Origin of the sequence: Ectothiorhodospira sp. BSL-9, from assembly GCF_001632845.1 — a bacterium.
Taxonomy (GTDB): Bacteria; Pseudomonadota; Gammaproteobacteria; order Ectothiorhodospirales; family Ectothiorhodospiraceae; genus Ectothiorhodospira.
Genome location: NZ_CP011994.1, coordinates 234,700 through 256,389, shown reverse-complemented (window position 1 = coordinate 256,389; position 21,690 = coordinate 234,700). Strand labels below are relative to the sequence as shown.

The following is a 21,690-nucleotide window of genomic DNA, read 5'->3' as shown; positions in this document are numbered from 1 at the left end:
CATAAGCTTTGAGTACCATTCGCCACCCTGTCGGAGGGTACTCATGTCAGACCATCCATATATTCGTGTTCAGATACCGCAATCGGCACTATCGAGCGCTGACACAGACGTGCTTGACCGGTATATCGCCCACCTGGAACGACGAGGGCATACCGTCAGTACGACGAAGGCTTACCGCAATGCGGTGGTGCATTATCTGCAATGGCACCCTATCGCGGCCTCCTCGCTGGCAGAGGCGGTCAGCACCGAGGCCGTGCGTGTCTTTCTCGATGAGCATTTGCCAGCTTGCCGCTGCGTTTCTCCGGTTGTTCGCTGGCGGAAGACAGTCCGGGCAGCACTGAATCAGCTTCTGTCGATGCATGGCCAACCCCGCGTGATCCAACGCGATGTGCCGCCCCCGACGGCTATCGAGGCATCAATCATTGCCTTCGATGCCTATCTGCGCGACGTCTGCGGCTTGGCGGTGCAAACGCGCCGTGGCCGGTGCCGCGAGGTACGGCAATTCCTCTCTGATATGTTCGGGGCGGGCCCGTTGATCGTCGATCACATCACGCCACCGGTCCTGATCGACTACGTCACTGACCGGGCATCTAGGGCACGCGGCCTGACGGCGACTGCTCTGGTGGGGGCGTTACGCAGCTATCTGCGCTTCCTGCGTTTCGATGGAACCTTGGTCGACAACCTCGGGGATGCCATCCCGTCTCCGGCCCGCTGGTCGCTCACGGCCCTGCCACCGGCACTGGATGACGAACAACTGGCCCGTTTCTGGGCCGTCTTCGACCGTAGCATCGCCATCGGCAAACGTGATTACGCCATGGCGCGGTGTCTCGCCGACATGGCGCTGCGTTGTCATGAGGTCGCGCAGTTGGATCTGGAGGCGATCGATTGGCGTGGTGGGGTCCTGACGCTGGCCCACAACAAGGGCCGCCGCGTCGATCGTCTGCCGCTGCCGAAATCGACCGGCGAAAGTCTGGTCGATTATCTGCGTCATGGTCGACCGGCCTCGAGCAGCCGTGCCCTGTTCGTCCATCACCGTGCCCCTCTGGGTCAAGCCGTCGCCGTTACGACGGTGCGTGGCGCCATGCGTCGCGCTTTCCAGCGCGCCATATTGCCCTGGAGCGGCACCCATGTGTTACGCCACACCGCTGCCCGGCGCATGCTGCAAAGCGGCTGTTCGATCAAGGAGATCGCCGATGTGCTGCGCCACCGCAGCATCGACACCACGGCCATTTACACCAAAGTCGATCTGCCGCAGTTGACCTGCGTGGCGCAGCCCTGGCCGGAGGAATGGTCATGACGCACTGGAGCAGCATGCATCAACGGGTGGCCGCGTACCTGCGGACACGCCGAGCCCTGGGCTTCACCTTGACCATCGAAGGCCAGCAGCTCGAGCGTTTTGCCCATTTTGCCGAGCAACGGGACCATCAGGGCCCCCTGACCCTGGCACTGGCGGTCGACTGGGCCAATGCCTCCCTCACACCGGAAGGGCTGGGTCCCGCCCGGCGCCTGGAAACGCTACGGCCCTTCGCCAAGTATTGTCAGTTGTTCGAGCCACAGACGGAGATTCCACCCGCTCGGCTTTTCGGACCGGCCCATCGTCGCCTACCACCGCACATCTATTCCTCGCAGGAGCTCAAGCAACTGCTGGCGGCAACGGCAGCGTTGTCCCCCATCGAGGGGCTTCGGCCGGTGACCATGCACACCTTGCTTGGCTTGCTCGCTGCAACAGGTCTTCGCCTCGGCGAGGCCTTGCGGTTACAGGACCAGGATATCGACCTGGAGCGGGGCATGGTCGAGGTGCGCGAAAGCAAATTCCGCAAATCCCGCCTGGTTCCGCTCCACGCCAGCACCACGGAGGCATTGGCTGAATACCTTTGCGTGCGGCAACGATGCCTAGGAGTTGCTCAGGCGTCTGGCTTCTTCGTGTTCGACAACGCCCGTCCCATCACGGGGGCTCAGGCGCGCTACGCCTTTCATCTCATTCGCCAACAGCTGGGCTGGGACAAGCCAGCGGCCGGTCCTAAGCCGCGGCTCTACGATCTACGGCATACCTTTGCCTGCCGGTGTCTGCTGCGATGGTACGCCGAAGGGGTGGATGTCAACCAGAGGCTGCCACAGTTGTCCACCTACATGGGGCACTGCAAGGTCTCCGACACCTACTGGTATCTCACCGGCATCCCGGCACTGATGGCAATTGCCGCTGAGCGTTTCGAACTGGCGGCCGCCACGTCAGAGGAGGATCAGCCATGAGATCGACGACGTCTGAAACCGATCTGGCCCGGCTCGTACAGCGGTTTTTCTGCCAGCGCCTTCAGCAACAGCAACACCTCAGTGCTCGGACCGTGACCAGTTACCGCGATACCTTCAGGCTGCTGTTCCGCTTTGCCGAGCAGCACCTCGGTCGTGACGTCAGCACGCTGTGCCTCCATGACCTGGATGTCTCCCTGGTATTGGCCTTCCTCGATCACCTCGAGACTCATCGCCACAACTGTATTCGCAGCCGCAATGCGCGGTTCGCGGCTATCCGGGCCTTCTTCCACTATGTGGCACTACAAGAACCCGCGTTCCTGGCGCAGGTACAGCGGGTGATGGCCATTCCCATGAAGCGCTTCGAGCGACCAGTGGTCGGGTTTCTGTCACGTGACGAGATGGAGGCTATCCTCGCGGCACCGGACGCCGAGACCTGGACGGGGCAACGGGATCGCCTGCTGATCCTGCTGCTCTACAACACCGGTGCACGCGTCTCTGAGCTCATCAGCATCCGTCGTGGGGATGTCGATACACAGCACGCACAGGCCATCCAGCTGCACGGCAAAGGGCGCAAGGAGCGAGTGGTGCCGCTGTGGAAGCGCACGGCTCAGACGTTGGATGAGTGGATGGTCACACTCTCGAGTGACAGGATGCAGCCGATACTGCTGAACCGAGGTGGTCAGTCCATGAGCCGATCCGGTGTGGAACAGCGCTTGCAACTGGCGGTGTCGCAGGCCGCCGCACACTGCCCCGCCCTGAAAGGTCGTCGGGTGTCACCGCATGTGATTCGTCACACTACCGCCATGCATCTACTGCAATCGGGTGTCGACCTGGCGGTTATTGCCCTGTGGTTGGGTCACGAGCAGGTGACGACCACACACCAGTATCTCGAGGCCGACCTGGACATGAAGGAGCGCGCGTTGGCGAGCCTGCAGCCACCGGAAACGACGACACCGCGCTTCGTACCCAAGCCAGACGTGCTGGCCTTCCTCGACAGCTTGTGATTATGCGCAGTCTTTCTGAGTGTTATGAGAAAACCACGGTCCAGCTGCTGGCACTCGAGGGGCATTGATGCTGGATCGTGGTCGGGGCCAGGCAGGACAACTGCGCATAATCGGGTGCTGGGCATAATTACAGTTATGTGCAGCTGCGCATAATCGCAAGGCGTGGTTGTTCGCCGATACCCCGCAGGGGGCCCGGGCAAGTGCCACCTGTTACTCACTGATCGAAACGGCCAAAGCCAATGGCCTGGAGCCCTCGGCCTATATCCATCATGTGCTGGAGCACATTGCCAAGGCCGATACGGTGGAGAAGCTCGAAGCACTGCTGCCCTGGAACGTGCAGCTGCCGGCAGCCAAAGCAGCCTAATTCCAATCCCGCAAGGGGGTCGGTTCCTTGGCGCTTACTCCTCAGTGAAGCGCATCAGGGCCTGCCAGTGGTTGAGGACATAACCGATCGCCTTGGCGAAGTCTCCCCGGGGCGGCAGGCTGGGCAGGCTGCGGTCCAGCAGGCGACGCAAGCGCTTGAGGATGGGCACCGTGCGGCGCTGGCGGGCCTCGCGGATCTGCTCGGGGTCCGTGATCCCCTGTTCGCGCAGGCGCGACTCCACCTGGTAGAACGCCGTGATCAGCTTCATCACCAGATGCACCCGGCCGTGCTTCTTGTGTTTGCGGGCGATCTTTTCGAACGGGCGCCTGGCATGGGCCCAGCAGGCACACCAGATCAGCGCCTCCTGGATCCGTTCGGCATTGAGGTAGCCCGCATAGGCATCGGCTTGCAGGTAGCCCTGGTAGTCACGCAGGTGTTCCAGCGGACCTTCCTGGGATCGGTTGGTGGTGTAGTCGTAGAACACCGGGATGATGCCGTCCTTCCGCCCGCGGCCCAGGTAGAGCCACAGGCGACAGGTTCGGGTTTGTCGTCGGCCCTTCTCCAGTTGCGGCACCGTGGTGTCATCGCTGTGCAGTACCGGACTGGCCAGGGCATCCTGGCGAACGAGGTCGGCCAGCGGGGCCAGGACCGAGGCGGACAGCAGCACGTAGTCGCACAGCCGCTGGCGGGGGACGTCGTAACCATCCCGGGCCAGCTGCTGGCTGATGCGGTTGAGCGGCAGATGATCCGCGAACTTGCTGATCACGGTATGGGCCAGCAGGCTGGCACCCACCTGGGCGCCGGGGATCGGTGGCGAAGGGCGCGATGGAGAGACGATGGTGCGCTCCCCGTCATCCCCCTGGATCGCATACTTGGGCACCTCGTGGCGCTTCACGTACAGCTGCCCGGGTTGGTACTCCAGTGTCTCGGTCACCTCGACACCGATCTCCACCAGCGGGCCGCCGTTCTGGGCTTCCAGTTGGGCCCGGGTTTCGTCGTCGTAGTCGTAGCGCTGCGTCTCCCGGGGCAATTCCGGTGGGAGGACACGGCGACCTCGAGGGGGCTGGGTCTTGCGCCGCTTTTTGGGCGCCTCGGTGGTTTCTTCTTCGTCTTGCTCGGGGATCGGGGCCCCCGCTGGCAAAGTAGTTGGAACCTGACCTGCTGTTAGAATCTTAAACCCTGAAGGGGGCGACGAGAGGGTTCCGATGAAGTACTCCGAAGAACGCCGGGAAGCAGTGCTCAAGAAGCTGTTCCCGCCCAACAACCGGCCCATCTCCGAGGTGGCAGAGGAAGAAGGGATCAGCGCGGCTACCTTGTATCTGTGGCGGAAGCAGGCCCGTGATGATGGCCAGCTCCTGCCGGAGAGCGGTGCCGGCTCCGAAGGCTGGAGTTCCCGTGACAAGTTCAATGCGGTGCTGGAAACCGCCGCGCTCAGTGAGACGGAACTGGCGGAGTACTGCCGCCAACGTGGCCTGTATCCGGAACAGATCCGGCGCTGGCGGCAAAGCTGCGAGGGCGCCAATGAAAGGACTCGGGCAGCGTCACGCCAGGAGAGCGAAGAACTCAAGCAGGAGCGCAAGCGCAGCCGGGATTTGCAGAAGGAACTCAGGCGCAAGGAGGCGGCCCTGGCGGAAACGGCAGCGCTGCTGACCTTGCGAAAAAAGGCCCGGGCGATCTGGGGGGAAGAGGAAGAATGACCAGCACCCGGGATCGCCAGCAAGCAGTTGAACTGGTCAATGAGGCTCATGCTGCCGGAGCGCGCCTGAAAAGCGCCTGTGCCGAGTTGGGCATTGGACTGAACACCTACCGGCGCTGGGCAGCGGGTGGCCAGGACAAGCGGCCTCATGCCATCAGACCCAAGCCCACGAAGGCCTTGAGTGATGCAGAGCGCCAGGCTGTGTTGGACGTGTGTCATCAGCCCGAGTTTGCCAGTCTGCCGCCGGCTCAGATCGTCGCACGCCTGGCCGACCAGGGTACTTACCTGGCCTCGGAATCCACCTTCTACCGGATTCTGCACGACGCCAATGAACAGCATCACCGGGGGCGCATGGCGCCGCCCCGGCAACCCGGTCCACCGCCGCGACACCGGGCGGATGGGGCGCTGCAAACATGGAGTTGGGACGTGACCTACCTGCCCACAGCCGTGCGAGGCCAGTTCTACTACCTGTACATGATCATCGACATCTACAGCCGCAAGATTGTGGATAGTGAGGTCTTTGCATCGGAGAACGCCGATAACAGCAGCATCCTGATCCGACGGGCCGTGCTCCGGGAGCAGTGCTGCCATGCGCCTCCCAGGTTGCACGCCGACAACGGCGGGGCCATGAAGGGCTCCACGCTGTTGGCCACCCTGCAAAAGCTCGAGATCAACCCCTCTTTCAGTCGGCCGCGCGTGAGCAACGATAACGCCTTCTCCGAGGCGATGTTCCGTACCTGCAAGTACCGCCCCGACTATCCGACGACGGGCTTTGAGAGCCTTGAGGCAGCCCGCGAATGGGTCCATCACTTTGTCCAATGGTACAACCATGAGCATCGCCACAGTGAGGTGGACCCCAAGATTCGGACCAGGGGTTAAGCTCTGATCATTCCGACAGGAGAATCTGATCATGAGCAGGAAACGCAAGCAATACAGCGCCGACTTCAAGGCCAAGGTGGCCCTTGAAGCCCTCAAAGGGGAACAGACCACCTCGGAGCTGGCAGCCCGCTTCGAGATCCATCCGACCATGGTGAGTCAGTGGCGGCGTGAGTTGCTGGACAAGGCGACGGGGATCTTCGAGGGCAAGGGTGGGGGCAAGGCGGCCCAGAAGACTCAGGAGGAGATCGACACCCTGTACCGTGAGATCGGCAAGCTGACGGTGGAACGCGATTTTTTATCACGCAGGCTCGGTCGTTGAGCCGGGCCCAGCGACAGGCCCTGGTGGAGCCGCAGGCGGTTGATGTCAGCGTCCGGCGACAGTGTCAGTTGCTCGACATCAGCCGTTCTTCGGTGTACTACCGGCCCAAGCCGACCCAGGATAGCGACCTGGAGCTGATGCGCCTGATTGACGAGGAATACCTGCGAAGGCCGTTCTATGGTTCGCGGCGGATGAGGGCCTACCTCAACCGCTTGAGCCACCCGGTAAACCGCAAGCGAGTCCAGCGGCTGATGCGCCAGATGGGCCTGCACGCCGTGTATCCGAGGCCGCGCACCAGTCGACCGGGCGAGGGCCACCAGATCTATCCCTACCTGCTGCGGGATCTGGTGATCGATCGTCCCAACCAGGTCTGGGCGACCGATGTGACGTTCATCCCGATGGCCCGGGGGTTCATGTACCTGGTGGCCATCATGGACTGGCACAGTCGTCGTGTGCTCTCCTGGCGTGTGTCGAACACCCTGGACACCGACTTCTGCATTGATGCCCTTGAGGAGGCTCTGGCACGCCATGGGCGACCCGAGATATTCAACACGGACCAAGGCTGCCAGTTCACCAGCAAGGCGTTCACCCAGGTGCTGAAAGACCACAAAATCCAGATCAGCATGGACGGTAAGGGCTGTTACCAGGACAACATCTTTGTGGAGCGGCTCTGGCGCAGCGTGAAGTACGAGTGCGTCTACCTGAAGGCCTTTGATAATGGCGTCCACTTACGCCAGGATCTGAAGCAGTACTTCACCTGGTACAACGCCGAGCGGCCCCATCAGGGGCTGGACGACGCAACACCGGATGAGGTTTACTTCAACCAACCTCTGACTCGGGCGGCCTGACGCCTGAGAGCTACAACCCCGGTTAGAGCTTAACCCCCCTGTCAGGTGGTCCAGTGGATGGGGTCCACTTCACAGTGGGATCCGTTACGTCACGCCTGACGAACGCCATCGAGGCCTGGATCACGAGATCCTGGCGCGCCGTCACCAGCTCTACCAGGCTGCCCGTGCCGCCAAACCCGAGCGCTGGTCCGGTGAGACCCGTAACTGGACGCCGGTGGGTCCGGTGTGGCTCAACCCTGAAACTCAAAATGATCCTCGTGTCTCATTAGAGGCTGCATGACCCGGGTTCCAACAACCTTGACAGCCGCCGGGGGCTTCCTGCGGGTGGAAGAGATCCTCCTGGAGGTAACACCCGCGCTCGGAGCTTTGACCGAAGCGTTTGCGCTGGGCCTCAAGGACCTGGCGCTTGAGATTCTCCAGTTGTTCGCTCAGCTCATTGATCGTGGACTGCTGCTGGGCGAGTAGCTGGGACTGCTGCTCAATGAGCTGATCACGGTCCGCCAGGGCAGCGCGGAACTGCGATTCGCGCAGGCCGGAAGGGGGTGTCGGCAGGTCTTGTGCAGCGCCCTTGAACATGCCCGCATTTTACCATTCCGAAAGCGCTAAGTGGCTGACTTGTTGATGGTATTTATCTATCAGCGGGTGGCTGTGGCAAGGCATTTTCGAGGGGTTTCCAGGCGCCGCCAATCGATACCCTCGAACAGCGCCTGCATCTGGCTGCGGGAGAGCCGAACCTCACCCTCTGCATCTCCATCCACCTGCTGGAGCCACTTGAAGCGCCCCTTCTCCAGGCGCTTGTAGATCATCACAAAGCCCTGGCCATCCCAGTACAGGGCCTTGAGCTTGTCCCCGGCCCGGTTGCGGAAGACGAACAACTCACCGCTGAGCGGATCCCGCTCCAGGGCCTCGACGATCTCGATGCACAGACCATCGAAGGCCTTGCGGAAATCCACCGGCGCCACTGCCAGGTGGATGGCCACGCCCGTGGGCCACGCGATCATGCTTCCAGGACCTCCATGGCCCGTTGCAGGGTCTGGGCGCAAAACCCCGGATACAACTCGAGTCGACGGCCATTTCTCAGCGCCAAAACCACCGGTCCGCCGGGCTGCGGCGACAGGTCCACGGGATCAGGGTCGTCCTCCACCGTGCGCACCGTCAAAAAGCGCTGCGTCCCGACAGCTGGCTTCGAGGGCGAATGCTCCGCCTTGGAATCGACTGTGGCCACCACCCATTCCGGATAGCGCACTGCCCACTGGGACAACTGCTGGGGGGTGACCCCGTGCTGAAGGGCAAAGGCCGCCTTGCTCTGGCCTGAAGCCGCCCACTGCTGGACCAACTCCTTCCAGAAAGCGCGCTTGCGCTGTCGGACACCTCTGTTCATGCCGGCACATCTCCTTGGTTGCTTGAGATCGTGCCGGAGACGATGGGGGATCAGGGCGGGCTATGAAATATGGGTTCTAGCGGACGCGTACGATTTTCATGGGCAGGCCTCCTGGGGCCGGATAGGGAACGCCCAGCAAAACCCAGCGCCCCCCCCGTCCAAGGGGCAGACTGTGTGGAGTCATGGAAACACGACTGACCCCCTGTCCCGCCACGGGCATCCCCGTGCCTTCATGGGATGGCGATCCCGACATGCTGTACCCGGATCATCGCCCCTGACAGCGGCATGCAGGCCAGCACCGCCGGCCACAAGGTGGCCATGCCGGGATAACGCCCCCACCCAGGGTCGTGCTGACACAAGGCAAAGGCGTGCAGGTGAAACCGCTCCCGCCAACGGTGCATCCACCGCCCCAGGGTGTGCCTGCCCAGCATCCCCTCCCGGCTCAGGGCGCGGCAGGAACGCCCCGCCAGGAGTGTCAGCAATGCCCACTGCTGTACCGCCCACAGATACCAACGATGTGGGGGAATGCACTCGGGCAACCTCGAACAGGTGCGGCAACACCCCGGGCATCGAAATCGCGTAATGGGAATCGGATTCAGGGTGCCACCACGATCCCGGTCGGCCTTGCGGCCATAGCACCCGTGGCACCACAGCCCGGCGCGACCACAATGCGGACACGGCTTGGGTCGATAGCCCTCGGGATGAGTCAACAGGGCCGATAAGTGTTGCTCAAGGGACGCAATCCCTGGCAGGATCAAAGCCATGGCCGGTGCCTTTTGGTGTTGTGATTTGGTCGAAGATTTCACACTACCAGAGGTGCACCGGCCTTTTCTTTGACCCGGATGTCCCGGATTGAAGGCGGGGATGTGCTTTAACAGGCCCTCAAGGAACCTGGGATGGCGAGGGGGTGGCAAGCGGGATCAGTGCGGGACGTAACAGCCGGTTTCCGGTTCGGCAGACGGGGTTGGCCACGGATTCAGGATTCAAAGCCCCCGGCTTTGCCGGGGGATGGTTACTTTCAAAAAAGAAGAAGTCTTATGGCAAAGCTGTTCTTTTCTTATTCTCACAAAGACGAAGAAATGCGTAATGAGCTTGAAACCCATTTGGCTTTACTCAGGCGTCAAGGAGCCATTTCTTCGTGGCATGATCGGCGAATTACAGCCGGAAGTGATTTCGGTCAAGTCATAAGCAATGAGTTAGAAAACTCTCAGATTATATTGCTGCTTGTCAGTGCTCACTTTCTAGCATCCGATTATTGCTACGAAAAAGAGATGGCTCGCGCAATCGAACAGCATGAGAATGGTAGTTCAATAGTCATTCCGGTAATTGTTCATCCTTGTGATTGGCATTCCGCTCCATTTGGTAACTTAAGAGCAACTCCTACAGACGGTAAGGCAATATCAATGTTCGCCAACCCGCATGAGGCCTTCAGTATTGTGGCAAAGGATGTACGTAATGCTGCTGAAGCTGTACAAGAGCCCGCCTCTATCCAAAATAATGGTGCCTTTTCCGTAGATGTTGGAGCGAGAAAACTCCAAGGTGACCGATCAAGTGATTTGCGCATAAAGAAGAAATTTGACGATCATGAGCGCGATCAGTTTTTAGAAGATAGTTACGAGTATATTGCACGCTATTTTGATGGCTCTCTCCAAGAGCTTGCGTCACGAAATCCGCACATAAAGGTTAGATTCAAGAGATTGGATGAAACAAGTTTTTCTTCATTTATTTATGATAATGGCGAACGAGTCTCAGAGTGCTCTGTATATTATGGCAAAAGTGGATTTGGCTCTTCCGGTATAGCCTTTTCTCATACGGCGGACGTACAAAGAAATTCGTTCAATGAACAGTGCACTGTCATTGATGATGGATACACATTGCAGCTCAAGCCACTTGGCATGCAAATGTACGGTAACAGGAAGGATGAAGCTCTATCCCAACAAGGCGCGGCTGAATATTATTGGAGTCTTTTTATACGGCCACTTCAACAATAACTGCGCCCAACAAAGGCGTAACCTCGGACCCCATAAAGCGGCGTTCCGTTCGTTCCTCACGCCACTTTATGGGGTCCGAGGTTACGCCAAACGTTGGGCGTCGCAATCAAGCTACCGGATGAGCTCTGAATATGCATGGTGGAACGTTCTTGTGGGAGGTGCATCACTCTCCCTATCCTTCGCAATTCTTGACAGGGACACGTCAATTCGGTGAGTCATTGCCGCTCTACTTGGTGGATCAGTTTGAAGGGAGACGCCCCGCGCTTCTCAACGATGAATTGTTGTCAAACGGGAAGATTACGTTTGGTATGTATCCGAGTGCATTGCTCGACTCAAATATTCTGGATGCCATCGACAAGCGAGTTTCCGGAAAGGCGGTATCAGATGGCTTTGAGGGTTTCCTTCGTTTTGTGACGGAAAAGGGCTGGGACTTTAGCCCCATGTTCTATTACATGGAACACTTCGCAAAAGCAGCGCAGCATGACTTTTTGCCCAATGCCATTAGACGCACGGAAGCACTATTGCGTCTTCACTCCATGAATGAAGAGCACTTCCTCGCGACCGGAGAAGTCATTCCAAATCCAGAGGCTGTTGCGCATTACACCAGCGAAGTAGGCGCAAAGACGTTGCAGGAAGTCGCAGAGCATCGAGTTACGTCCTTTGCGAACAATTACGAACGACAGGCGCTCGCTGGAATGATTGAAGCAACGCAAATCGCGCTAATCAAGATGGTTTTACTTCACAAGCTCGAACAGCCCAAAGCGTCGCCAGCCAGAAAGCATGAGGAATTCATTAGGTTTCTGCGTGAGGATCTCGGAATCATGCTCTCACGAGAGGCTCACTTAGCACTGCACTATTTCTGTGATCGAGCAGGGAAGCTGCTGGGAATCCAGTCAAACACCACTGTCGAGAAAGCATTGTGCATTGTGCGGTCGACTGCCTGGGATATGTTCCTTCTCCGCTTTCCAGAGATGCTATTTTCGGAGTCTCCTTCCGAGCTTTGCATTGCATATGTGGCTACTCACGAGAAGCGACTTCAAGAGCTAGCCCGTCTCTTTACTATCGAACGAATCCACAGCAACGGTTCAAGCGGCTTCGCGCCGCAGGTGAGCTACGATCTATCTGGCATTCCAGCGGAGGTGGTCGCTGAAATTCCTCGCTACCTTGGCATTTCGCCATCACTTGTTAATTTGTCAGGCCGAAAGTCGTTAAGCGTTCCCGCCGGCTTGCTAAATGCGCTGGAGCGCGAACTCGCAAGATTTTGCGGCGACGCCCAACCCTGCAATGCACCGGACGCTGCGCGATAAGGCCGCGCAACGCCGGTGATTTTGAACGTTAGCGATAGGTAGATAAGGAGGAAGCATGTAAGTAAATACAACAATCGAACTCTGCGATGAGGATCAGCAAGAACTAGCTCGAATTTTGGATTGCTCTGTAGATGATTTATCAGGTTCCCTTTCATCGTAAGATGGTGGACTCCGAGTTCTTCGCCAATCTCTTGGCGGGTGAAACCGCGTTCGGACAGAGGCACAGTTGTCTTACGCTTCTCTTCCTGCGCGGCCGTATGCAGTGTGTGAGCGTCTTCTTGTTCCATGCTCCGAGCGTAACACATACATAGCTATTTGATCGCCGGGTTAATAAACACAATGAGCATGAAAGAGCTGTTAGACGAGGCGATGAAACTAAAACCAGAAGAGCGGTTCACCTTGGTTGAGGGTCTGATAAAGAGTTTGGATGAGCCGGATAAGAAGCTCGATGAGGTATGGGCTGAACAATCTGAAAAGAGACTCAAGGCCTACCGGGAAGGAAAGCTGAAAGGCGTCTCGATGGAAGAAATATTTAACGAAGAGTGATGCGCGTCATATTCACTACAATCGCGACTCAGGAGCCACTATGAATAATGCATGATCGACCACCACTAAGTAACGATCCCAATGGAATAGCGAATATCGCAGCATGCATGCGTCATGAACACTCGGCGAGGTGACACAAGTGATACACAACTGCCCCTCCTGTTCACTTGCGGAGATTTGGTTTGAAGAAGATGGTTCCAATGTGTATCTAAACCTGAACACGGTGGCGACAGAGGAAGATCTTGAAGCCGACCATTACCTTGAGTACGAGGGGCAGACAATTGAGACTGTTCAGATTCAGGTAGCATACTGCCCTTACTGCGGCGAAAGGCTTGCGAACCGTAGAGAAGTCTTCGTGCCACAGTTCCAGTACTACAATTTTGGTGGCAAAAGGTGAACGATCGTAAGCAAGCCATGCACCGCTTCTGGTGAATAACACCATGAGTGGCCCAGCATTCACCCCGGGAAATCCCCATCCACGTAATACCACCGCCCATCGACACGCAAGAAACGGCTGCGTTCATGCAGGCGCACGCCCCGGCCAGCGATCCGGGAGCGGGCCACGAATTCCGCCTCTGCGCTCTCATCCTCCTGGGGCCCCCATGTGAGGACGATCTCAGGATGAGGGACCGTTTCCAGGATGGCCTGCACCTCTCAGCCTCGGCACTGCGGTATTGTGGCAGGCGATGGTCGGCGTTCGGTGAATCGGACAAAATCCAGTGTGCAAGGACGTGCCTTTCGACTTTACTTGAGCGTTCATTTCGCTCATAAAGGTACTTGGCAGCGTGGAGGATGTATCGCTAATGGACGCCAATCTTGCCAAGAGGAGCTTTCCGGTCGTTTGCGTGGGCGGGTCGGCCGGTGGGCTTGATGCCTATGTCCGGTTGCTCCAGCATCTGCCAGCCGATATGGGCGTGGCTATCGTGATCGTTAATCACGTGAGAACCCAAGCCACGCTGCTTCACCAGATTCTTCCGAACCACACAAGGATGCCGGTTGAACTCATTACGGAAAAACTGGTTATTGAGCCCAATCACGTATTTATCATCCCTGAGAACCGTGATCTGCATGTGCTCGAAGGTGAGTTTCGTCTAAAATCCATATCCAAGCCGAGGGGATGGCCTGACGTCATTACCGTGTTTCTGGGTTCCTTGGCGGATTGCTGGGACGGAAAGATCGTCGCGATCATTGTCTCTGGCTATGATGGCGACGGAGCAGAGGCCCTGTGTCGTATCAAGGAGGTGGGTGGCATTACCATCGCGCAGAAGCCCGATACGGCTGGACAGCCGGATATGCCTGAGACTGCAATCGCCACCGGTTGCATCGACTTTGTCCTGTCGCCGGAAGAGATTTCGCAAAAGATCGTGCAGCTTGCAGCATCCGCATGAAATTCATGCCAGTCGTTGATCTAAAAGCGCTTTATCCCAAGCTGCTTAATCTGATGCTCGACGCGGTATTCGTGGTCGATAGGGACAACAGGATCGTCTTTGTGAGTGATGCATGTGAAGCGCTGCTCGGCTACCGCGCTGACCAGCTGATCGGCACCCTGATCACGGACTATATGCACCCTGATGACCTGGCGGCGACAGGGGCCTCCATTGCCCGAGTCATGGACGGTCAGCCCCACGTCAACTTCCGTAATCGCTATATCCACAAAGATGGCGCGATCGTGCACATCCTGTGGTCTGCCCGCTGGTCCGAGGAGCACGGTGTGCGGATCGGTGTGGCGCGGAACGTGACGGCCCTCGAGCAGGCCGAGGAGAAATTACGTTTCCTCGCTCATCACGATCCGCTGACAGGGCTCACTAACCGATCGCTGTTCAATGATCGACTGGACTCTGCTCTGCGTGCGGCCCATCGCCACCAGAGCAGCCTGGCCTTGCTGTTTCTGGACCTTGATGACTTCAAGGATATTAACGATACCCATGGACATGCGATGGGTGATCGTGTGCTCTGTACGATCGCGCGACGTCTGGAACACTGCGTACGTGAAACGGACACGGTGGCCCGGATGGGCGGTGATGAGTTCACCGTGCTGTTGACGGACATCCAGTCGGCGGATGCCGTTCCCAGGAAGGTGGAGCAGATTGTCACGACCATGGCCGAGCCGTTAGGCACCGAGTTCGGTGGGATGAAAACGCCATCCTTCAGCATTGGCGTGGCTTGTTATCCAGCGGACGGGGAGGATGCCGATACCCTGCTCAGCCGTAAGTGTCCGGTAGGGCACGTATACCCAACCCTCACTCCCCGCTGTCATTCTCCCCGCAGGCCTGGGTGGGCGGTTCCCAGTGATAGGGCAGCAGTTCGTGGAGGCGATTGGCGGGATGATCCTGGATGCGCTCAAGCACATCGATCAGGTAGTGACGCGGGTTCACCCCGTTCTGCTTGCAGGTTTCCAGGAGGGTGAGCAGGATGGCCAGGGCGTGGCCACCATTCTCGGAGCCGGTGAAGTTCCAGTTCTTGCGACTCACGCACACCCCGCGCAGGGCGCGTTCGCCGCGGTTGTTGTCGGGCTCCAGGCGGCCATCCTCAGTGAAGCGCATCAGGGCCTGCCAGTGGTTGAGGACATAACCGATCGCCTTGGCGAAGTCTCCCCGGGGCGGCAGGCTGGGCAGGATGCGATCCAGCAGGCGACGCAAGCGCTTGAGGATGGGCACCGTGCGGCGCTGGCGGGCCTCGCGGATCTGCTCGGGGTCCGTGATCCCCTGTTCGCGCAGGCGCGACTCCACCTGGTAGATCGCCGTGATCAGCTTCATCACCAGATGCACCCGGCCGCGTTTTTTGTGTTTGCGGGCGATCTTTTCGAACGGGCGCCTCGCATGGGCCCAGCAGGCACACCAGATCAGCGCCTCCTGGATCCGCTCGGCGTTCAGGTAGCCCGCATAGGCATCGGCTTGCAGATATCCCTGGTAGTCACGCAGGTGTTCCAGCGGACCTTCCTGGGATCGGTTGGTGGTGTAGTCGTAGAACACCGGGATGATGCCGTCCTCCCGCCCGCGGCCCAGGTAGAGCCACAGGCGACAGGTTCGGGTTTGTCGTCGGCCCTTTTCCAGTTGCGGCACCGTGGTGTCGTCGCTGTGAACGACCGGACTGGCCAGGGCATCCTGGCGAACGAGGTCGGCCAGCGGGGCCAGGACCGAGGCGGACAGCAGCACGTAGTCGCACAGCCGCTGGCGGGGGACGTCGTAACCATCCCGGGCCAGCTGCTGGCTGATGCGGTTGAGCGGCAGATGATCCGCGAACTTGCTGATCACGGTATGGGCCAGCAGGCTGGCACCCACCTGGGCGCCGGGGATCGGTGGCGAGGGGCGCGGTGGAGAGACGATGGTGCGCTCCCCGTCATCCCCCTGGATCGCATACTTGGGCACCTCGTGGCGCTTCACGTACAGCTGCCCGGGTTGGTACTCCAGGGTCTCGGTCACCTCGACACCGATCTCCACCAGCGGGCCGCCGTTCTGGGCCTCCAGTTGGGCCCGGGTTTCGTCGTCGTAGTCGTAGCGCTGCGTCTCCCGGGGCAATTCCGGTGGGAGGACACGGCGACCTCGAGGGGGCTGGGTCTTGCGCCGCTTTTTGGGCGCCTCGGTGGTTTCTTCTTCGTCTTGCTCGGGGATCGGGGCTTCCTGCGGGTGGAAGAGATCCTGCTGGAGGTAACAGCCACGCTCGGAGCTTTGCCCGAAGCGTTTGCGCTGGGCCTCAAGGACCTGGCGCTTGAGATTCTCCAGTTGTTCGCTCAGCTCATTGATCGTGGACTGCTGCTGGGCGAGTAGCTGGGACTGCTGCTCAATGAGCTGATCACGGTCCGCCAGGGCAGCGCGGAACTGCGATTCGCGCAGGCCGGAAGGGGGTGTCGGCAGGTCTTGTGCAGTGCCGTTCAACATGCCCGCATTTTACCACGCCGAAAGCGCTAAGTGGCTGACTTATTGATGGTATTTATCTATCAACGGGTGGCTGTGGCAAGGCATTTTTGCGGGGTTTCCAGGCGCCGCCAATCGATACCCTCGAACAGCGCCTGCATCTGGCTGCGGGAGAGCCGAACCTCACCCTCTGCATCTCCATCCACCTGCTGGAGCCACTTGAAGCGCCCCTTCTCCAGGCGCTTGTAGATCATCACAAAGCCCTGGCCATCCCAGTACAGGGCCTTGAGCTTGTCCCCAGCCCGGTTGCGGAAGACGAACAACTCACCGCTGAGCGGATCCCGCTCCAGGGCCTCGACGATCTCGATGCACAGACCATCGAAGGCCTTGCGGAAATCCACCGGCGCCACTGCCAGGTGGATGGCCACCCCCGTGGGCCACGCGATCATGCCTCCAGGACCTCCATGGCCCGTTGCAGGGTCTGGGGTAAGTGTCCGGTAGGGCACGTATACCCAACCCTCACTCCCCGCTGTCATTCTCCCCGCAGGCCTGGGTGGGCGGTTCCCAGTGATAGGGCAGCAGTTCGTGGAGGCGATTGGCGGGATGATCCTGGATGCGCTCAAGCACATCGATCAGGTAGTGACGCGGGTTCACCCCGTTCTGCTTGCAGGTTTCCAGGAGGGTGAGCAGGATGGCCAGGGCGTGGCCACCATTCTCGGAGCCGGTGAAGTTCCAGTTCTTGCGACTCACGCACACCCCGCGCAGGGCGCGTTCGCCGCGGTTGTTGTCGGGCTCCAGGCGGCCATCCTCAGTGAAGCGCATCAGGGCCTGCCAGTGGTTGAGGACATAACCGATCGCCTTGGCGAAGTCTCCCCGGGGCGGCAGGCTGGGCAGGATGCGATCCAGCAGGCGACGCAAGCGCTTGAGGATGGGCACCGTGCGGCGCTGGCGGGCCTCGCGGATCTGCTCGGGGTCCGTGATCCCCTGTTCGCGCAGGCGCGACTCCACCTGGTAGATCGCCGTGATCAGCTTCATCACCAGATGCACCCGGCCGCGTTTTTTGTGTTTGCGGGCGATCTTTTCGAACGGGCGCCTCGCATGGGCCCAGCAGGCACACCAGATCAGCGCCTCCTGGATCCGCTCGGCGTTCAGGTAGCCCGCATAGGCATCGGCTTGCAGATATCCCTGGTAGTCACGCAGGTGTTCCAGCGGACCTTCCTGGGATCGGTTGGTGGTGTAGTCGTAGAACACCGGGATGATGCCGTCCTCCCGCCCGCGGCCCAGGTAGAGCCACAGGCGACAGGTTCGGGTTTGTCGTCGGCCCTTTTCCAGTTGCGGCACCGTGGTGTCGTCGCTGTGAACGACCGGACTGGCCAGGGCATCCTGGCGAACGAGGTCGGCCAGCGGGGCCAGGACCGAGGCGGACAGCAGCACGTAGTCGCACAGCCGCTGGCGGGGGACGTCGTAACCATCCCGGGCCAGCTGCTGGCTGATGCGGTTGAGCGGCAGATGATCCGCGAACTTGCTGATCACGGTATGGGCCAGCAGGCTGGCACCCACCTGGGCGCCGGGGATCGGTGGCGAGGGGCGCGGTGGAGAGACGATGGTGCGCTCCCCGTCATCCCCCTGGATCGCATACTTGGGCACCTCGTGGCGCTTCACGTACAGCTGCCCGGGTTGGTACTCCAGGGTCTCGGTCACCTCGACACCGATCTCCACCAGCGGGCCGCCGTTCTGGGCCTCCAGTTGGGCCCGGGTTTCGTCGTCGTAGTCGTAGCGCTGCGTCTCCCGGGGCAATTCCGGTGGGAGGACACGGCGACCTCGAGGGGGCTGGGTCTTGCGCCGCTTTTTGGGCGCCTCGGTGGTTTCTTCTTCGTCTTGCTCGGGGATCGGGGCTTCCTGCGGGTGGAAGAGATCCTGCTGGAGGTAACAGCCACGCTCGGAGCTTTGCCCGAAGCGTTTGCGCTGGGCCTCAAGGACCTGGCGCTTGAGATTCTCCAGTTGTTCGCTCAGCTCATTGATCGTGGACTGCTGCTGGGCGAGTAGCTGGGACTGCTGCTCAATGAGCTGATCACGGTCCGCCAGGGCAGCGCGGAACTGCGATTCGCGCAGGCCGGAAGGGGGTGTCGGCAGGTCTTGTGCAGTGCCGTTCAACATGCCCGCATTTTACCACGCCGAAAGCGCTAAGTGGCTGACTTATTGATGGTATTTATCTATCAACGGGTGGCTGTGGCAAGGCATTTTTGCGGGGTTTCCAGGCGCCGCCAATCGATACCCTCGAACAGCGCCTGCATCTGGCTGCGGGAGAGCCGAACCTCACCCTCTGCATCTCCATCCACCTGCTGGAGCCACTTGAAGCGCCCCTTCTCCAGGCGCTTGTAGATCATCACAAAGCCCTGGCCATCCCAGTACAGGGCCTTGAGCTTGTCCCCAGCCCGGTTGCGGAAGACGAACAACTCACCGCTGAGCGGATCCCGCTCCAGGGCCTCGACGATCTCGATGCACAGACCATCGAAGGCCTTGCGGAAATCCACCGGCGCCACTGCCAGGTGGATGGCCACCCCCGTGGGCCACGCGATCATGCCTCCAGGACCTCCATGGCCCGTTGCAGGGTCTGGGCGCAAAACCCCGGATAGAGCTCGAGCCGACGACCGTGGCTCAAGGTCACCACCACCGGTCCACCGGGCTGCGGCGACAGGTCCACGGGATCAGGGGCGTCCTCCACCGTGCGCACCGTCAAAAAGCGCTGCGTCCCGGCGGCGGGCTTCGAGGGCGAATGCTCCGCCTTGGAGTCGACTGTGGCCACCACCCATTCCGGATAGCGCACTGCCCACTGGGACAACTGCTGGGGTGTGACCCCATGCTGACGGGCAAAGGCCGCCTTGCTCTGGCCTGAAGCTGCCCACTGCTGGACCAGTCCCTTCCAGAAAGCGCGCTTGCGCTGTCGGACACCTCTGTTCATACCGGCACATCTCCTTGGTTGCTTGAGATCGTGCCGTGGACGATGGGGGATCAGGGCGGGCTATGAAATATGGGTTCTAGCGGACGCGTACGGTCTGGGCGCAAAACCCCGGATAGAGCTCGAGCCGACGACCGTGGCTCAAGGTCACCACCACCGGTCCACCGGGCTGCGGCGACAGGTCCACGGGATCAGGGGCGTCCTCCACCGTGCGCACCGTCAAAAAGCGCTGCGTCCCGGCGGCGGGCTTCGAGGGCGAATGCTCCGCCTTGGAGTCGACTGTGGCCACCACCCATTCCGGATAGCGCACTGCCCACTGGGACAACTGCTGGGGTGTGACCCCATGCTGACGGGCAAAGGCCGCCTTGCTCTGGCCTGAAGCTGCCCACTGCTGGACCAGTCCCTTCCAGAAAGCGCGCTTGCGCTGTCGGACACCTCTGTTCATACCGGCACATCTCCTTGGTTGCTTGAGATCGTGCCGTGGACGATGGGGGATCAGGGCGGGCTATGAAATATGGGTTCTAGCGGACGCGTACGCTCAGCCATGCGGATGGCGATATGTATCGCGTGAAAAGGCAACGTTCGGACGCTGGCTGAACGAGGGCGCAGCTGATCAAGCCAGGGCGCGGTAATCTCACGCAGGGCGGGAAGCAAGGGTGTCTGACCCAATGTGATCTGGCAGGCGGTCAAGGTGGGAGCGCAGTCAGTGAGCAGGTCGGGCAGCAGTCCCCTGAGGCGGTGCAAGCACCGGCCCGCACGGCGGCTACCGTGGCGGGCCACTTTTATGGGTTGGCCTCAAATCATGCCCTGGCACGCCCCGGTCTACCAGTCCCGGTGAATCAATCTGGACATCTCCCCACAGAGCCCGCCCACACTCTGCCACCGTCCCGACTCCCTCACCGGGGGAATAATCTGCTTCGAATCAGGTGGTGATCAGCGATTAGGGGTGGGAAACAACATGGACCTCATTCCAACAGGGAGAAGTATCCAAACCAGCGTATATTCGTGGTTCGGATAGATGATTATGCCTGGCTGGTGCCGTACGTTGAAAATGATAGGGAGTTCTTTCTCAAGACGATTATTCCCAGTCGCAAGGCCACCAAGAAATTTTTAGGAGGGTAACATGGCGAAAACCAAATTGGATCCTGAAGAGCAAGAATTGCTTGAGGCATGCGAATCCGGAAAGTTTGAGTCGGACTTGGATGCTGATCGTCGCGAGTACCTAGCCAAGATGGCCGAAGAAACATTCAAGAAAGACAAAAGGATCAATATACGTATCTCTAGCCGGGATCTGGAGGCACTTCAGCGTCGGGCTCTGGAGGAAGGGCTTCCTTATCAGTCTCTCGTGTCCAGTGTCCTGCATAAGTATGTCTCTGGTGGCCTGAAGGACATTTCTGCTAACAAGTCAGGCCAGCGTACACGCTAACGCGCGCCGCTGCCTTCGGCGTTGCGCGGCAAAATCCCGCAAGCCTCGACATGTGATATCCGCACATGCGAAGTGATTCAAGGCAATCTGCCGAGAAAATAGACGAAGCTTGTGCTGGCATGGGCCGAGCTTCATCAGGACGAACTGATGGCTGATTGGGCGTTGGTAATGAATGGTGAGGAGCCATTCAAAATTCAACCGTTACAGTAGGAGGTGAAACAATGTATCCATCTGTCATAAATGTTATTCCTGAAGCCGACTATCTTCTCTCCATTGACTTTGACAATGGGGAGAGAGGAGTTCTGGATATGAAGCCATATTTGGACTTTGGTGTTTTTAATAGACTCAAAGAACGTGGTGTGTTTAATCGAGTTCATGTTTCATTCGATACCATAGAGTGGGATTCAGGTATAGATCTTGATCCTGAGTTTGTTTATAACAAAAGTCAGCGTTCGGTCGCACAACAAGGCGCTGTAGCCGACGCGAAAAATCCGCGCGGCTGAGCGCAGCGTTGTTTGGGCAAATAATCGAAGTTGACAGGGTGTATCCACTGGGCTACATTTGGTGGTGCGATGGAGATCCGCAAAACGGAAGTCTATGTCAAGTGGCTCGATGGGTTGCGTGATATTCGTGCTCGTGCCCGAGTTTTGGCGAGAGTCGAGCGCTTGGCCGCAGGGAATCCCGGAGACGCCGAGCCAGTAGGTGAAGGAGTCTCTGAGTTGCGAATCAACTATGGCCCCGGTTACCGGGTGTACTACAAACAGCAAGGGCGTGAGTTGGTGATCTTGTTGGCTGGTGGTGACAAAAGCAGCCAGTTGAGAGATATTAAGACCGCGCTACGCCTCGCCCGCAATCTGTAGGATGAC

At 59.5% G+C, this 21,690-nt stretch carries 25 protein-coding genes and 4 pseudogenes; 17 read left to right on the top strand and 12 right to left on the bottom strand.

The window, feature by feature from the left end; all coding sequences use genetic code 11:
• Positions 1-43: 43 nt before the first annotated feature.
• The 4 genes and pseudogenes from ECTOBSL9_RS01280 to ECTOBSL9_RS01265 form a co-directional block, all read left to right on the top strand.
• The gene (locus tag ECTOBSL9_RS01280) at positions 44-1,297 is read left to right on the top strand and encodes a tyrosine-type recombinase/integrase (protein ID WP_168161515.1); all 1,254 of its coding nucleotides are present in this window, start codon (positions 44-46) and stop codon (positions 1,295-1,297) included.
• Positions 1,294-2,250 (top strand): tyrosine-type recombinase/integrase, encoded by a 957-nt coding sequence (locus tag ECTOBSL9_RS01275; protein WP_063463533.1) that lies wholly within the window; start codon positions 1,294-1,296, stop codon positions 2,248-2,250. The genes ECTOBSL9_RS01280 and ECTOBSL9_RS01275 overlap by 4 nt, the downstream gene beginning before the upstream one ends.
• On the top strand, positions 2,247-3,254 hold the full coding sequence (locus ECTOBSL9_RS01270; protein WP_063463532.1) for a tyrosine-type recombinase/integrase: 1,008 nt from the start codon (positions 2,247-2,249) through the stop codon (positions 3,252-3,254). Before ECTOBSL9_RS01275 ends, ECTOBSL9_RS01270 begins: the two co-directional genes overlap by 4 nt.
• Before the next feature lie 154 nt (positions 3,255-3,408).
• Positions 3,409-3,618 (top strand): annotated as a pseudogene (locus ECTOBSL9_RS01265) (transposase domain-containing protein); the annotation flags it as partial.
• A gap of 34 nt (positions 3,619-3,652) precedes the next feature.
• On the opposite strand, the gene ECTOBSL9_RS01260 reads toward ECTOBSL9_RS01265, so the two are convergent.
• Complete coding sequence (locus ECTOBSL9_RS01260; protein WP_168161514.1) at positions 3,653-4,759, bottom strand: IS66 family transposase; 1,107 nt, start codon at positions 4,757-4,759, stop codon at positions 3,653-3,655.
• 64 nt (positions 4,760-4,823) lie between these two features.
• On the opposite strand from ECTOBSL9_RS01260, the gene ECTOBSL9_RS01255 reads away from it, so the two are divergent.
• The 4 genes and pseudogenes from ECTOBSL9_RS01255 to ECTOBSL9_RS17785 form a co-directional block, all read left to right on the top strand.
• The gene (locus tag ECTOBSL9_RS01255) at positions 4,824-5,315 is read left to right on the top strand and encodes a transposase (protein WP_063463529.1); all 492 of its coding nucleotides are present in this window, start codon (positions 4,824-4,826) and stop codon (positions 5,313-5,315) included.
• Positions 5,312-6,193, top strand: a complete 882-nt coding sequence (locus tag ECTOBSL9_RS01250; protein ID WP_063463528.1) for an IS3 family transposase — start codon at positions 5,312-5,314, stop codon at positions 6,191-6,193. The genes ECTOBSL9_RS01255 and ECTOBSL9_RS01250 overlap by 4 nt, the downstream gene beginning before the upstream one ends.
• 31 nt (positions 6,194-6,224) lie before the next feature.
• A protein-coding gene (locus ECTOBSL9_RS01240) for an IS3 family transposase (protein WP_371258969.1) occupies positions 6,225-7,360 on the top strand; the annotation gives its coding sequence in 2 pieces (ribosomal slippage) (positions 6,225-6,501 and positions 6,501-7,360; 1,137 coding nt in all).
• A 70-nt stretch (positions 7,361-7,430) separates the two neighbouring features.
• Positions 7,431-7,640, top strand: a pseudogene (locus ECTOBSL9_RS17785) (IS3 family transposase); the annotation flags it as partial.
• Here ECTOBSL9_RS17785 and ECTOBSL9_RS16790 read toward each other — a convergent pair.
• The 4 genes from ECTOBSL9_RS16790 to ECTOBSL9_RS17780 form a co-directional block, all read right to left on the bottom strand.
• A complete protein-coding gene (locus ECTOBSL9_RS16790) occupies positions 7,604-7,936 on the bottom strand; it encodes a hypothetical protein (RefSeq protein ID WP_156500008.1) in 333 nt (110 codons plus the stop codon). The pseudogene ECTOBSL9_RS17785 and the gene ECTOBSL9_RS16790 sit on opposite strands and share 37 nt — an antisense overlap.
• Positions 7,937-7,995: 59 nt before the next feature.
• Positions 7,996-8,361: an IS66 family insertion sequence element accessory protein TnpB gene (gene tnpB / locus ECTOBSL9_RS01230; protein WP_063463347.1), complete on the bottom strand. Its 366-nt coding sequence runs from the start codon at positions 8,359-8,361 to the stop codon at positions 7,996-7,998.
• Positions 8,358-8,741 (bottom strand): hypothetical protein, encoded by a 384-nt coding sequence (locus ECTOBSL9_RS01225; protein ID WP_063463526.1) that lies wholly within the window; start codon positions 8,739-8,741, stop codon positions 8,358-8,360. The genes tnpB (ECTOBSL9_RS01230) and ECTOBSL9_RS01225 overlap by 4 nt, the downstream gene beginning before the upstream one ends.
• Positions 8,742-8,971: 230 nt before the next feature.
• Positions 8,972-9,505: a DUF6431 domain-containing protein gene (locus tag ECTOBSL9_RS17780; protein WP_371258991.1), complete on the bottom strand. Its 534-nt coding sequence runs from the start codon at positions 9,503-9,505 to the stop codon at positions 8,972-8,974.
• Between the two features lie 273 nt (positions 9,506-9,778).
• On the opposite strand from ECTOBSL9_RS17780, the gene ECTOBSL9_RS16305 reads away from it, so the two are divergent.
• The 4 genes from ECTOBSL9_RS16305 (at position 9,779) to ECTOBSL9_RS01200 (ending at position 12,982) form a co-directional block, all read left to right on the top strand.
• Positions 9,779-10,732, top strand: a complete 954-nt coding sequence (locus ECTOBSL9_RS16305) for a toll/interleukin-1 receptor domain-containing protein (RefSeq protein ID WP_082829669.1) — start codon at positions 9,779-9,781, stop codon at positions 10,730-10,732.
• A gap of 218 nt (positions 10,733-10,950) precedes the next feature.
• Positions 10,951-12,039 carry a hypothetical protein gene (locus ECTOBSL9_RS01215; RefSeq protein ID WP_156500007.1) on the top strand — a complete coding sequence of 363 codons (1,089 nt, stop codon included), beginning with the start codon at positions 10,951-10,953 and terminating at the stop codon, positions 12,037-12,039.
• 339 nt (positions 12,040-12,378) lie between these two features.
• The gene (locus tag ECTOBSL9_RS01205; protein WP_063465932.1) at positions 12,379-12,585 is read left to right on the top strand and encodes an addiction module protein; all 207 of its coding nucleotides are present in this window, start codon (positions 12,379-12,381) and stop codon (positions 12,583-12,585) included.
• A gap of 139 nt (positions 12,586-12,724) precedes the next feature.
• Positions 12,725-12,982: a YgiT-type zinc finger protein gene (locus ECTOBSL9_RS01200; RefSeq protein ID WP_082830020.1), complete on the top strand. Its 258-nt coding sequence runs from the start codon at positions 12,725-12,727 to the stop codon at positions 12,980-12,982.
• 59 nt (positions 12,983-13,041) lie between these two features.
• Here the strand turns inward: ECTOBSL9_RS01200 and ECTOBSL9_RS01195 are convergent.
• A pseudogene (locus ECTOBSL9_RS01195) lies at positions 13,042-13,193 on the bottom strand (YchJ family metal-binding protein); the annotation flags it as partial.
• A gap of 195 nt (positions 13,194-13,388) precedes the next feature.
• Between ECTOBSL9_RS01195 and ECTOBSL9_RS01190 the strand changes: the two are divergent.
• On the top strand, positions 13,389-13,973 hold the full coding sequence (locus tag ECTOBSL9_RS01190; RefSeq protein ID WP_063463520.1) for a chemotaxis protein CheB: 585 nt from the start codon (positions 13,389-13,391) through the stop codon (positions 13,971-13,973).
• Positions 13,970-14,992, top strand: a complete 1,023-nt coding sequence (locus ECTOBSL9_RS16300) for a diguanylate cyclase (RefSeq protein WP_240481022.1) — start codon at positions 13,970-13,972, stop codon at positions 14,990-14,992. Before ECTOBSL9_RS01190 ends, ECTOBSL9_RS16300 begins: the two co-directional genes overlap by 4 nt.
• Here ECTOBSL9_RS16300 and ECTOBSL9_RS01180 read toward each other — a convergent pair.
• From ECTOBSL9_RS01180 to ECTOBSL9_RS01155, 6 genes and pseudogenes are all read right to left on the bottom strand, one after another.
• Positions 14,931-16,463: pseudogene (locus ECTOBSL9_RS01180) on the bottom strand (IS66 family transposase); the annotation flags it as partial. The gene ECTOBSL9_RS16300 and the pseudogene ECTOBSL9_RS01180 overlap by 62 nt on opposite strands.
• Positions 16,464-16,522: 59 nt before the next feature.
• Positions 16,523-16,888 carry an IS66 family insertion sequence element accessory protein TnpB gene (gene tnpB, locus ECTOBSL9_RS01175; protein WP_063463345.1) on the bottom strand — a complete coding sequence of 122 codons (366 nt, stop codon included), beginning with the start codon at positions 16,886-16,888 and terminating at the stop codon, positions 16,523-16,525.
• Positions 16,889-16,958: 70 nt separating this feature from the next.
• A complete protein-coding gene (locus tag ECTOBSL9_RS01170; RefSeq protein WP_063463344.1) occupies positions 16,959-18,596 on the bottom strand; it encodes an IS66 family transposase in 1,638 nt (545 codons plus the stop codon).
• Between the two features lie 59 nt (positions 18,597-18,655).
• On the bottom strand, positions 18,656-19,021 hold the full coding sequence (gene tnpB / locus ECTOBSL9_RS01165) for an IS66 family insertion sequence element accessory protein TnpB (protein WP_063463345.1): 366 nt from the start codon (positions 19,019-19,021) through the stop codon (positions 18,656-18,658).
• The gene (locus tag ECTOBSL9_RS01160) at positions 19,018-19,401 is read right to left on the bottom strand and encodes a helix-turn-helix domain-containing protein (protein WP_063463510.1); all 384 of its coding nucleotides are present in this window, start codon (positions 19,399-19,401) and stop codon (positions 19,018-19,020) included. The genes tnpB (ECTOBSL9_RS01165) and ECTOBSL9_RS01160 overlap by 4 nt, the downstream gene beginning before the upstream one ends.
• Before the next feature lie 76 nt (positions 19,402-19,477).
• Positions 19,478-19,843 carry a hypothetical protein gene (locus ECTOBSL9_RS01155; protein ID WP_063463518.1) on the bottom strand — a complete coding sequence of 122 codons (366 nt, stop codon included), beginning with the start codon at positions 19,841-19,843 and terminating at the stop codon, positions 19,478-19,480.
• A gap of 678 nt (positions 19,844-20,521) precedes the next feature.
• Here ECTOBSL9_RS01155 and ECTOBSL9_RS01150 point away from each other — a divergent pair.
• The 3 genes from ECTOBSL9_RS01150 to ECTOBSL9_RS01145 all read left to right on the top strand — a co-directional run bounded on the left by ECTOBSL9_RS01150 (position 20,522) and on the right by ECTOBSL9_RS01145 (position 21,684).
• A complete protein-coding gene (locus tag ECTOBSL9_RS01150) occupies positions 20,522-20,824 on the top strand; it encodes a CopG family antitoxin (RefSeq protein ID WP_063463517.1) in 303 nt (100 codons plus the stop codon).
• 221 nt (positions 20,825-21,045) lie between these two features.
• Positions 21,046-21,327: a DUF2442 domain-containing protein gene (locus ECTOBSL9_RS16285; protein WP_082829668.1), complete on the top strand. Its 282-nt coding sequence runs from the start codon at positions 21,046-21,048 to the stop codon at positions 21,325-21,327.
• Positions 21,328-21,396: 69 nt separating this feature from the next.
• Positions 21,397-21,684 (top strand): type II toxin-antitoxin system RelE/ParE family toxin, encoded by a 288-nt coding sequence (locus ECTOBSL9_RS01145; RefSeq protein WP_063463516.1) that lies wholly within the window; start codon positions 21,397-21,399, stop codon positions 21,682-21,684.
• The last annotated feature ends 6 nt before the right edge of the window (positions 21,685-21,690 follow it).

What these genes read in the sequence shown, in the direction of transcription:
- ECTOBSL9_RS01280 (WP_168161515.1), top strand. Translation starts at nt 44, where the DNA reads ATGTCAGACCATCCATATATTCGTGTTCAGATACCGCAATCGGCACTA.
- ECTOBSL9_RS01275 (WP_063463533.1), top strand. Translation starts at nt 1,294, where the DNA reads ATGACGCACTGGAGCAGCATGCATCAACGGGTGGCCGCGTACCTGCGG.
- ECTOBSL9_RS01270 (WP_063463532.1), top strand. Translation starts at nt 2,247, where the DNA reads ATGAGATCGACGACGTCTGAAACCGATCTGGCCCGGCTCGTACAGCGG.
- ECTOBSL9_RS01255 (WP_063463529.1), top strand. Translation starts at nt 4,824, where the DNA reads ATGAAGTACTCCGAAGAACGCCGGGAAGCAGTGCTCAAGAAGCTGTTC.
- ECTOBSL9_RS01250 (WP_063463528.1), top strand. Translation starts at nt 5,312, where the DNA reads ATGACCAGCACCCGGGATCGCCAGCAAGCAGTTGAACTGGTCAATGAG.
- ECTOBSL9_RS16790 (WP_156500008.1), bottom strand. Translation starts at nt 7,936, where the DNA reads ATGTTCAAGGGCGCTGCACAAGACCTGCCGACACCCCCTTCCGGCCTG.
- tnpB (WP_063463347.1), bottom strand. Translation starts at nt 8,361, where the DNA reads ATGATCGCGTGGCCCACGGGCGTGGCCATCCACCTGGCAGTGGCGCCG.
- ECTOBSL9_RS01225 (WP_063463526.1), bottom strand. Translation starts at nt 8,741, where the DNA reads ATGAACAGAGGTGTCCGACAGCGCAAGCGCGCTTTCTGGAAGGAGTTG.
- ECTOBSL9_RS17780 (WP_371258991.1), bottom strand. Translation starts at nt 9,505, where the DNA reads ATGGCTTTGATCCTGCCAGGGATTGCGTCCCTTGAGCAACACTTATCG.
- ECTOBSL9_RS16305 (WP_082829669.1), top strand. Translation starts at nt 9,779, where the DNA reads ATGGCAAAGCTGTTCTTTTCTTATTCTCACAAAGACGAAGAAATGCGT.
- ECTOBSL9_RS01205 (WP_063465932.1), top strand. Translation starts at nt 12,379, where the DNA reads ATGAGCATGAAAGAGCTGTTAGACGAGGCGATGAAACTAAAACCAGAA.
- ECTOBSL9_RS01190 (WP_063463520.1), top strand. Translation starts at nt 13,389, where the DNA reads ATGGACGCCAATCTTGCCAAGAGGAGCTTTCCGGTCGTTTGCGTGGGC.
- ECTOBSL9_RS16300 (WP_240481022.1), top strand. Translation starts at nt 13,970, where the DNA reads ATGAAATTCATGCCAGTCGTTGATCTAAAAGCGCTTTATCCCAAGCTG.
- tnpB (WP_063463345.1), bottom strand. Translation starts at nt 16,888, where the DNA reads ATGATCGCGTGGCCCACGGGGGTGGCCATCCACCTGGCAGTGGCGCCG.
- ECTOBSL9_RS01170 (WP_063463344.1), bottom strand. Translation starts at nt 18,596, where the DNA reads ATGTTGAACGGCACTGCACAAGACCTGCCGACACCCCCTTCCGGCCTG.
- tnpB (WP_063463345.1), bottom strand. Translation starts at nt 19,021, where the DNA reads ATGATCGCGTGGCCCACGGGGGTGGCCATCCACCTGGCAGTGGCGCCG.
- ECTOBSL9_RS01160 (WP_063463510.1), bottom strand. Translation starts at nt 19,401, where the DNA reads ATGAACAGAGGTGTCCGACAGCGCAAGCGCGCTTTCTGGAAGGGACTG.
- ECTOBSL9_RS01155 (WP_063463518.1), bottom strand. Translation starts at nt 19,843, where the DNA reads ATGAACAGAGGTGTCCGACAGCGCAAGCGCGCTTTCTGGAAGGGACTG.
- ECTOBSL9_RS01150 (WP_063463517.1), top strand. Translation starts at nt 20,522, where the DNA reads ATGGCGAAAACCAAATTGGATCCTGAAGAGCAAGAATTGCTTGAGGCA.
- ECTOBSL9_RS16285 (WP_082829668.1), top strand. Translation starts at nt 21,046, where the DNA reads ATGTATCCATCTGTCATAAATGTTATTCCTGAAGCCGACTATCTTCTC.
- ECTOBSL9_RS01145 (WP_063463516.1), top strand. Translation starts at nt 21,397, where the DNA reads ATGGAGATCCGCAAAACGGAAGTCTATGTCAAGTGGCTCGATGGGTTG.